Annotated in this window: 9 protein-coding genes and 2 tRNA genes; 1 reads left to right on the top strand and 10 read right to left on the bottom strand. The window is 31.5% G+C overall.

Translation table 11 applies throughout. The annotated features are described in order from the left end of the window. Nucleotides 1-769 precede the first annotated feature (769 nt). Nucleotides 770-1654, bottom strand: a complete 885-nt coding sequence (locus GQ589_RS08595; RefSeq protein WP_160425627.1) for a LysR family transcriptional regulator — start codon at nt 1652-1654, stop codon at nt 770-772. Between the two features lie 98 nt (nt 1655-1752). Here GQ589_RS08595 and GQ589_RS08590 point away from each other — a divergent pair, with 98 nt between their 5' ends. Continuing rightward, nucleotides 1753-2340, top strand: a complete 588-nt coding sequence (locus GQ589_RS08590) for an NAD(P)H oxidoreductase (RefSeq protein WP_160412008.1) — start codon at nt 1753-1755, stop codon at nt 2338-2340. A gap of 335 nt (nt 2341-2675) precedes the next feature. Here GQ589_RS08590 and GQ589_RS08585 read toward each other — a convergent pair whose 3' ends face one another. The 9 genes from GQ589_RS08585 to GQ589_RS08545 all read right to left on the bottom strand — a co-directional run bounded on the left by GQ589_RS08585 (nt 2676) and on the right by GQ589_RS08545 (nt 9280). After that, the gene (locus GQ589_RS08585; protein ID WP_160425623.1) at nt 2676-3437 is read right to left on the bottom strand and encodes a toxin-antitoxin system YwqK family antitoxin; all 762 of its coding nucleotides are present in this window, start codon (nt 3435-3437) and stop codon (nt 2676-2678) included. A 4-nt stretch (nt 3438-3441) separates the two neighbouring features. After that, complete coding sequence (locus GQ589_RS08580) at nt 3442-3801, bottom strand: toxin-antitoxin system YwqK family antitoxin (RefSeq protein WP_160425621.1); 360 nt, start codon at nt 3799-3801, stop codon at nt 3442-3444. Between the two features lie 289 nt (nt 3802-4090). Beyond that, nucleotides 4091-4166 (bottom strand) — tRNA-Gly (locus GQ589_RS08575). An 18-nt stretch (nt 4167-4184) separates the two neighbouring features. After that, a tRNA-Leu gene (locus GQ589_RS08570) sits at nt 4185-4272 on the bottom strand. A 208-nt stretch (nt 4273-4480) separates the two neighbouring features. After that, nucleotides 4481-5035, bottom strand: coding sequence for a CDP-diacylglycerol--glycerol-3-phosphate 3-phosphatidyltransferase (gene pgsA / locus GQ589_RS08565; RefSeq protein ID WP_160412006.1), 555 nt, complete (start codon nt 5033-5035; stop codon nt 4481-4483). Nucleotides 5036-5145: 110 nt separating this feature from the next. Beyond that, on the bottom strand, nt 5146-6981 hold the full coding sequence (uvrC, locus tag GQ589_RS08560; RefSeq protein ID WP_160425619.1) for an excinuclease ABC subunit UvrC: 1836 nt from the start codon (nt 6979-6981) through the stop codon (nt 5146-5148). A gap of 1 nt (nt 6982) precedes the next feature. Then, nucleotides 6983-7660 (bottom strand): arginine ABC transporter permease ArtM, encoded by a 678-nt coding sequence (artM, locus tag GQ589_RS08555; RefSeq protein WP_160412004.1) that lies wholly within the window; start codon nt 7658-7660, stop codon nt 6983-6985. 12 nt (nt 7661-7672) lie between these two features. Further along, nucleotides 7673-8401, bottom strand: a complete 729-nt coding sequence (gene artQ / locus GQ589_RS08550; RefSeq protein WP_160399955.1) for an arginine ABC transporter permease ArtQ — start codon at nt 8399-8401, stop codon at nt 7673-7675. Between the two features lie 144 nt (nt 8402-8545). Then, the gene (locus GQ589_RS08545; protein ID WP_160425617.1) at nt 8546-9280 is read right to left on the bottom strand and encodes a transporter substrate-binding domain-containing protein; all 735 of its coding nucleotides are present in this window, start codon (nt 9278-9280) and stop codon (nt 8546-8548) included. Nucleotides 9281-9290: the final 10 nt, after the last annotated feature.

Here is a 9290-nt window from a genome sequence, read left to right as displayed (position 1 = left end):
ACGTTACCGAGTTGCTTAGCTAATTCTAAAAGTCCTAATTTAGGTTTAATGATTTTGGCTGTTTGATTCATTTCTGACTCTCCTTTTTGTGTTATAAAATAACTTGAATGTCAGATTAAGTAAAGACTATTGCATATAATCAAAAAAGAAGACATTATAAACTGGGATTTATTTCACCTGCAGAATTTGAATACAATTTACTAAAAACTACCTAAGATTGTCTCCAAGTATTGTTGACCGTTACAGGTATAATTGCCACGTTTGTTTTTTCTGTTTTGAACGGTAAATTAGAAAAGTCGAAAAAATCAAATTCTATTAATAAGGCTAAATAATTGGAATTACTTGGTGAGTTTCTCATATCGACAGATTGTATATCTGTAAAAAAATAAATTCCCCAATATTATAGGTTAATTTGGTTTTGTTACCTACGATCTTATGATCATTTAATATGATTATAAATAAAGGTTTTAATATAGGTTATTTAATAATATTTGTCTTTTTTTGATTGATATATGGAAATGCAAGGGTGGGTATTTATTACATCATTTAAGCTATTTTATCGTCTTAAATTGTTTTATTTGATTATTTAACTTATTTAATTTTATTCAAAAACGCTACCACTATTGATATTTAGATCGATAAATCAATAGGTAATAATATTGTTAGATTAAAATGAAATAATTAGCGTGTACTTTAAAGGTATATTGATACACAAAAAATCAATAACCTTATCTTTTTTTACTAAAAAGTGTTGATATATCATTTATTATTATAAATTTTTAATGTAATCAACAAATGTACGCAGACTATGGCTAATATATTGATTACGTGGATAGTAAAGTTGTAAGCTAGGTCTTATAGGTAACCATGATTCAAGAACTGAAATCAATTCTCCACTTTCCAGATAAGATTTTGCTTGTTCATAACTGGTATAGCAAATCCCCATATTACATAATGCTGCTTTTAATGCTGAGTCCATATCATCAAGTATAATATTACCTTTTGGCATAACTTCTATTTTTTCATTGGATTTTTCAAATTCCCAAAGATAAGTTCTGCCACTTTTGTATCGAAAAACAATACTTTTGTGAATATTTAAATCATATGGGTGAGTTGGAATCGGATAATGAGTGAAATAATTTGGAGTAGCCACTACGCACATTTTTATTTTTGGACCAATAGGTATGGTGACCATATCATTTTCAACTGTAGTATGTAAACGTATCCCTGCATCGAATTCATGTTGTACAATATCAATTAATTGATCCTCGGTTGAAATTTCGACTCTAATATCTGGAAATTGACGAGTAAATCCAGCAACAATCGGTATCAGTACTAAACGAGAAAATATAGGGGCCGTATTAATTTTTAATGTCCCCATTGGTGTTTTACGAAAATGGTTTACTTCATCTAATATTGTCTCTATTTCATCAAAGGCTGGTCTTAAACGTTCATAAAGAGTAAACCCAACTTCAGTTAGCGATACACTACGTGTTGTGCGCTTAAAAACTTGAACCTTAAGTCGCTGTTCTAATTGTTTAATGGCGTGGCTAATAGCAGAGGGCGATAAACCTAATGCATTTCCTGCTGCACGAAAATTTTTGTAGCGAGCTACTGCAATAAATACTGTAAAATCAGCAAATTTCAATTTCATTAGTGAAAATTCTTCATTAAATAATGCCAAATAAGTCACTTTACAGAATAAAAAACGTTCTGTAAATTCATAATTTGTATTTTGGTAGGGAGAATTTAATGAAAACAAATAATTTATATATCATATGGGCTAATCCTCGAGAGGATTCATTAACTGCAAATATTGTTAAAGAAATGAATAATCAGGCAATAAAGCAAGGAATTGAGGTCACAAACTTAGATCTTTATCGTTGTAATTTTGATCCTGTTTTACGAGAAGAAGATGAACCTGAATGGGAAAACCCTACAAAGCAATACTCTGCAGAAGTTCGTCGTTTGTTTGCAGAACTTGATAATAAAGATACTATAGTAATAGTCTTTCCTGTTTGGTGGTATAGTTTTCCTGCAATATTGAAAGGGTATTTTGAACGAGTATGGAACTATGGTTTAGCGTATGGAGAAGGATCTAAGTTAAAAGTTGAAAAAATCAGATTTGTTGCACTAGTTGGTGGTACAAAGGCTGGCTTTTTGGAATATGGTTGGGAACAACACATGACTGATTATGTTATGAAGGGCATGCATTATCTACAAGTTAATGATATAAAAATTGATTTTCTTTATAACACAATTGGTCTTGAGAATGTTGATGAAGATCATTATCAACGTTTTTTTGAGCAAGCTCGTAATATTATCTCTGAATTAGTTTAATAGTTTCTATAAATTATTTAGTTAGGTCTAGTTTTGTTGAATAGCTAGACCTAAATTTTAATAAAAATTTTAAAAAAATTAACGTAAGTTAAGAAAAAACAAATACCCCATTTTTAGTACAAATCTCACGTAGCTAGTGTAATTCGGTATTTTACCTATAAAAATATTTAGGAATGACATTGATTTTATTATTTTTTAAAATTTATCATCTAAGGAATTCTAAATTGTTAATGTAAAATTCTTTGCATTTTTCAAAAGAGGAAAGATTAAATTTTATATTTCCTTTCCTACCAACCTGAAATGTAACCTCTGTTTTATGCTCAAAGGCATCATCGTTACCCCCCAATTTGATTAAATTCATTAACAAAAGCATACAGCCCTAATGTGTCTAGATCGTTTTTGGGAAGAATGTTATTTTCTCGATATATTTCGTCAGGAAAATTTTGTAGGAGTTTAGTGAGTTCATAGTTATAAAATTTGCATCGTAATGGTTTAGGTTCATCATTATCAAATTTCACTGTTATGTTACTTTTTGTTTTCCACGCACTCAAATTTATATGTGGAGCAAACATGATATTGCTTAAAATATATTGAAAATAATCAGGAGCGGAAGTCAAGTATCCCTGTAGTCGTGATTGTTGACCCGATTGATCTGGTAAGGAAATAAAGCTAATGAGTGGGTCACCAATTAATTCATTGGTTAAAGCTGAAAGTTGATAAAGCATAATACAATGATCAAAAGTTTTATAAAATAGTTTTCTAGACTCGTTATAAGGCATTTCAAAATCAACATTTCCTTGTGGGGTATAACGTTTACCATTTCCATGCTTTACGCCATTCAAATAATGCTGAGTGGCAATTAAGGAGCCATTATCATCATACCAACGGGCTTCTCCATGGTATTTTTTGTCTACATATGGGATTTCTTTATAAATATTTCCATTAGGGTAAAAGTACTGAATAAGCCCACCCTTCTTTGGGTAGATTTCCCAAATATTACCATTTCTGTGATAAACACGATACTCGCCAATTGTTTCACCTTTGTTCCAATTTTGTTCACTAGCTATAATGCCTGACTCATAAAAATATGTATCCAACCCATCAGGTTCCCCCATCGTTAAGTATATATTGATGATAAATATTGCCATTTGGATAATATTGTACACATGGACCGTTTTCTACACCATTTTTATAATTTTTAACTATGCATAGTTTACCTTTTTCATAATAGCGACTCTCTCCATGTTCAACACCATTAGCGTAGTTAGTTTCGAAATAAAAGCTGTCATCTAAAGCTGTTATTTTTGTTAGTCCATGTCTTTTTCCGTTCACATAATTAATTTCAAAAAGACTTTCTTCTGAATCATCAAATAAAACGGTACCAGTGATAGGTACCCCTAAACTATCTGTACAGTATGAATCGTTATTTTTTAATTTGACTTCATTGGCTTTATAAAACATTACTTTTAATATCCTTTTTATGATACGGTTATAATTATTTTTAAATTGAAACTAGAGTAAATACTATAATAAATAATCTTTTGCTAATTATGAACTTATAAAAAATTAGGTTTATTTACAATAGATGACAATTAAATTTGCTTTATTAATGTAACTATTTTTTTAAATAGTATAGCTACAGTAGAATATTACTTTGTGATAAAAATAATTTTAGCCATGAAAAAGTAATTTTTAAAATTTTAATAGGACTTAATGATATTTAAAGTTTTTATATACTAAACTATGAAATTGGAGCGGGAAACGAGGTTCGAACTCGCGACCCCGACCTTGGCAAGGTCGTGCTCTACCAACTGAGCTATTCCCGCATGAGAGGCGTTTATTAGTGGTGCCCGGGGCGAGACTTGAACTCGCACGGCCAAAAAGGCCGAGGGATTTTAAATCCCTTGTGTCTACCGATTTCACCACCCGGGCTCAAAACAAATTACTAAAAGTAACTGCGCTTTGAATGGTGTGCATTTTACCTATCTTATCATTGCAGTCAATAAAAATTTTAAATTAATTGTTTAATTGCTCAATGTTTGACTTATTTTATATTTAAAACAGATTACTTTTAATTTTATACAATAAAAAGTGTTATTTTTTAATTAAATACTTTATGTAAAAAATACTTTAAAAAAAGTTATTCTTCATCAAGTAGATCACTGTGTGCTATCCATAAATATTGTAACATTGATAATAAGGTTAAGAATGTTGCAATAAATAAGGCAGCAAGTCCTGCGTAAATGACCATATCACAAGGTCGCCAAAGCAGCCAAGTTAACGCTGTCATTTGTACAATTGTTTTGATTTTGCCAATTGATGAAACAGCAACACTGTTACGTTTGCCAATTTCGGCCATCCATTCACGCAGAGCTGATATGATTATTTCACGAGAAACAATAATAATTGCAGGGATTGAGATCCACCACGCTTGGTAATATTGCGTAATTAAAACTAATGCAATCGTTACCATAATTTTGTCAGCGACGGGATCCAAAAAGGCACCAAATTTCGTAGTTTGATCTAAACGACGAGCAAGATAACCATCTAATACATCAGTCACTGCTGCAATTAAAAAAACTAATGCAGAAAAAAAACCAGACCATTCATAAGGAAATAAATAAAATGCCAACACAAAAAAAGGGATTAAAATAATTCGAAATAATGTTAAGGTTGTTGGAAAATTAATTTTCATGTGACATAAGCTCTTTTTTTTGCTTTATTAATCAATACATTAATGATTAGTAAAAAAATAGTATTTTATTGGCGTTTATGTTGCCTGAAATACATTATTTTTTCAATGTGCTATTGCTTTAAATTTAGGTAAATTTTTTCTGCTAATGACTTAGATATGCCTTGTACTTGTGCTATTTCGTCAACACTGGCATTTTTTAATCCTCTTAATCCGCCAAAATGTTTTAATAATGCTTGACGTCTTTTAGAACCAATGCCTTCAATATGTTCTAGGGCACTATCAGTAAGTTGTTTTGTCCCTTTTTTGCGTTGTCCAACAATAGCGTGATCGTGCGATGCATTACGAATTTGTTGAATGAGTAATAGCGCAGGGGAGTGATCATCAAGATAATATCCTATGCCATGAGCTTCAAAAAAGAGGGTTTCTAATCCTTCTTTACGATCAGCACCTTTAGCAACACCAATTAGTATAGGATGATTTTTGTTCCAATTTACCTCTAATTGTTCAAATACCTTTAGAGCTTGATTAAGTTGCCCTTTACCACCGTCGATAAAAATAATATCTGGAACTTTGCCATCAGGTAGATCTTTTTTACTATAACGGCGTGTTAAGACTTGTTTCATTGCGGCATAATCATCGCCAGGTGTGATGTCGGTAATATTATAACGACGAAATTCAGATTTAACTGGTCCTTTGTCGTCAAACACAACACAAGATGCAATGGTATTTTTGCCCATAAAGTGGCTGATATCAAAGCATTCCATTCGGTTAATTTTATCGATTCCCAAAAAAGATTTTAATGCGTCATATCTCTGTTTTATTGTTGAGTTTTCTAATAATTTATTTTTAACTTCAGTTTGAGCATTCACTGTTGCTATATTGAGTAATTTAAGATTATCTCCTTTAGGCTCATCAATTAGTTTAACTTGATGTTCTGCAATAAGTGACAGTGTATCTTCCATTGGTTGTTTATCTGATAACGAAAAATTGAGTAAAACTTTTCTAGGAATATTTCTATTCTGATTACCTTGTAGATAAAATTGGCCTAAAAAAGTTTCTATAACTTCTTCTAGTTCTGTATTTGATGGTACTTTAGGAAAGTATGAGCGATGACCAAAAGTTTGTCCGTTACGAATAAATAGTATATAGATACAAGCTAAGCCTAACTCATAATGAAAACCGATGACATCAAGATTATCATTATTGTTGTATATCGCTTGTTTTTCATTAATGTGTTTTATTGCTTGAAGTTGATCACGCAAGATCGTTGCTTTTTCAAAGTTAAGTTCGCTACTAGCTTTTTGCATATCTTTAGTTATTTTTTGTAGTATTTGATCTGATTGACCAGATAAAAATAATCTAACATAGTTAACTTGTTCAAGGTAATCTTCATCACTGACTAAACCCGGCACACAAGGGCCTAGGCAACGTTTAATTTGGTATTGTAGACAAGGGCGTGTTCGATTGCGATAGGTTGAATTTAAGCACTGCCTTATCGGAAATGTTTTTTGTAATAAAGTTAATATTTGTTTTACTGCGTATCCACTTGGATAAGGCCCAAAAAACTCATCTTTTTTTCGATTTATCGCTCCCCGATAAAGTGAAAGTTGTGGATGAAGTTCTTTGCTTAGTTTTATAAATGGATAACTTTTATCATCTTTTAAAAGTACATTGTATCTAGGTTGATATTTTTTTATATAAGTTTGTTCAAGCAGCAATGCTTCTGTTTCGGTATTGGTAATTGTGAATTCGATACGATGGATATGGCTCACTAGCATATCCGTTTTTAATGTTTTTTTGCTGTTATTAAAGTAGCTTTTTAGTCGATTATTAAGATCTTTGGCCTTTCCCACATAAATAATCGTTTCTTTATCATTAAACATTTGATAAATACCCGGTTTATGTGGGACTGTTTTTAAAAAAGAATTTGAATCAAATTGGCTCATATTAGTTTTCGAAGGTGAGGGCTCTTTTCTCTATGATCCTCATAATGGTGCTAAGTAAGCCATTTATCAAGAGGTAAACTAAGCCTGCAACAACAAAAATAGAAAAATCATAATAATCACCATTTAATTGGTTGCTATATCCCATAATGTCCATCACGGGAATCATTGATGCTAATGCCGTACCTTTTACAACAAAGACTACCTCATTAGAGTAAGTCGAAAGAGCTCGTTTTAATGCATAAGGTAAAATAACTTTTAATGTTTGTTTTTTATCCATACCAAGTGCTTCACAAGCTTGCCACTGTCCTTTAGGTAAGGCCTTTAATGAACCATAAAAAATTTGAGTTGTATAGGCGGCACTGTTGAGTGTTAATGCTAGATAAGCACAAAACCAAGGTGATGAGATAAGTTCATAAAGTACGGGGACTTTGCTTAATGTATCACTAAATTGTGATGGTCCATAATAAATTAAAAATAGTTGTACAAGTAGTGGGGAGCCCGTAAATAAAATAATATATGTACGAATAGCTTTAGTTAAAGCATACGAATTTAGTGACAATAAACATGAAAAGATGATTGCGAGCAATCCAGCCGATAAAATTCCTAAAATTCCTAAGCTTAATGTATTAGGCAGACCTTGAAGTATGATTTTAAGGTAATAAATAAAAGTATCAAACATAATAAGACCTTACTAATTTTTTGCTGATGTTGGTTGTTCAAAATAGGTTGAACGTTTTTCAATTCGTGATATAACTTTTTGACTTAAAATTGAGATGATTAAATAGATAATCATTGCAATAAAATACCATAAAAAAGGTTGATTTGTTCGAGCTATAATTGCTTTTGTTTGCATCATTAAATCATTAATGGCAATAGCCGATACAAGTGCTGTATCTTTTAATAAAATCAGCCATTGATTACTTAATCCCGGTAATGCATGACGCCACATTTGAGGCATTATTATACGAAAAAATATGCGTGATTTGCTAAGTCCAAGTACTTGGGCTGCTTGCCACTGTCCATTTGAAATTGCTTTAAATGCACCACGCAGTGTTTGTGAGGCATAAACTGCATATAAAAGGGAAAGTGCAGCAACGCCACATAAAAAAGGGTTAATATTAAAATTTTGAATGTCCAGCTGTATTGTTAATGAGGTAAAGTAAAGGTTAATTGTAAAACCATCATTTAATAATATGAGTAACAACGGTAATCCGTTATAAATAGCGACAACAATTAATAGTTCAGGTAAAGCTCGAATCGTTAAATTAAAAAGTGACATTAACCATGCAACTGGTTTAATTGGAGACAATTCTAATAGCGTAAAAATAAAGGCAAAAAATATGCCTACCACTAATGATACTAAAGCTAATGATAATGTAATTGATGTCGCTTGTGCTAGTGGCAATATATATCCATCCATCAAAGATAGAATCCAATTTATTTTATTTGTTAGAAAGTCTGACATAAGAAAACCGTTGTTAAATTAACATTGTTTAATAAAAAATAAACTCGCCGCAAAGTATGCGGCGAGATCATAATGACGTCGATTTTTGCTATTTAATAACTATTTGTTAAACCATTTTTTATAAATAGCGTCTAATTCACCATTTGCTTTTAGTTTATCAAGAGCTTGGTTAAATTGATTCAACAATTGATCATTACCTTTGCGTACTGATATACCTAAGCCTTCGCCAAAAAATTCGTGATCGGTGATTTTGTCAGCTAATGGTACAATATCAGTCTCTTTACCTAGCCATTCACCAGCAACAATTGAGCTTGAAACTATGGCATCAATTCGTTTTGCTTTTAAATCTAAAAAAGCAAATTGATAGCTATCGTAACTGACTTGTTTAACGTCAGGGTATTTTTCACTTAGGTATTTTGGGTAAGTTGTTCCTTTTTGAATACCAACACGTTTGCCTTTTAGTTGATCAAGGCTAGTTAAGGTATCTTTTAAAGTAACAAACTGGATTGAACTATCATCATAATAAATTTTTGTAAAATCAACTTGTTTTTGACGCTCAGGTGTCACATCAATTCCCGCTATTGCTGCATCAATTCGACGTGTTTTTAAGCTTGGAATTAAGCCATCAAAAGATTGATTAACAATTTTGCAAGAGGCTTTGATGTCTTCGCAAATTTTATTAATCACATCAATATCAAACCCAATAATTTCATTTTTTTCATTGGTAAATTCAAAAGGCGCATAAGTTGCTTCTGTGCCAATGGTTAATGTTTCTGTTGCTTGAGCAACAAAGGCTGTGCCTGCAAGAAAAATAGCGAGTAATGTTTTTTTCATATATCCACCC

The sequence above is a fragment of the Gilliamella sp. Pas-s27 genome (assembly GCF_009795865.1).
In the GTDB taxonomy this organism is placed as follows: domain Bacteria; phylum Pseudomonadota; class Gammaproteobacteria; order Enterobacterales; family Orbaceae; genus Gilliamella.
The sequence above is the reverse complement of the archived record's forward strand: the minus strand, read 5'-3'. Positions and strand labels throughout refer to the sequence as shown.

Bases quoted from the DNA above. Each gene is read 5' to 3' on its own strand.
- GQ589_RS08595 (WP_160425627.1), bottom strand. From the start codon at position 1,654: ATGAAATTGAAATTTGCTGATTTTACAGTATTTATTGCAGTAGCTCGC.
- GQ589_RS08590 (WP_160412008.1), top strand. From the start codon at position 1,753: ATGAAAACAAATAATTTATATATCATATGGGCTAATCCTCGAGAGGAT.
- GQ589_RS08580 (WP_160425621.1), bottom strand. From the start codon at position 3,801: ATGTTTTATAAAGCCAATGAAGTCAAATTAAAAAATAACGATTCATAC.
- pgsA (WP_160412006.1), bottom strand. From the start codon at position 5,035: ATGAAAATTAATTTTCCAACAACCTTAACATTATTTCGAATTATTTTA.
- uvrC (WP_160425619.1), bottom strand. From the start codon at position 6,981: ATGAGCCAATTTGATTCAAATTCTTTTTTAAAAACAGTCCCACATAAA.
- artM (WP_160412004.1), bottom strand. From the start codon at position 7,660: ATGTTTGATACTTTTATTTATTACCTTAAAATCATACTTCAAGGTCTG.
- artQ (WP_160399955.1), bottom strand. From the start codon at position 8,401: ATGGATGGATATATATTGCCACTAGCACAAGCGACATCAATTACATTA.
- GQ589_RS08545 (WP_160425617.1), bottom strand. From the start codon at position 9,280: ATGAAAAAAACATTACTCGCTATTTTTCTTGCAGGCACAGCCTTTGTT.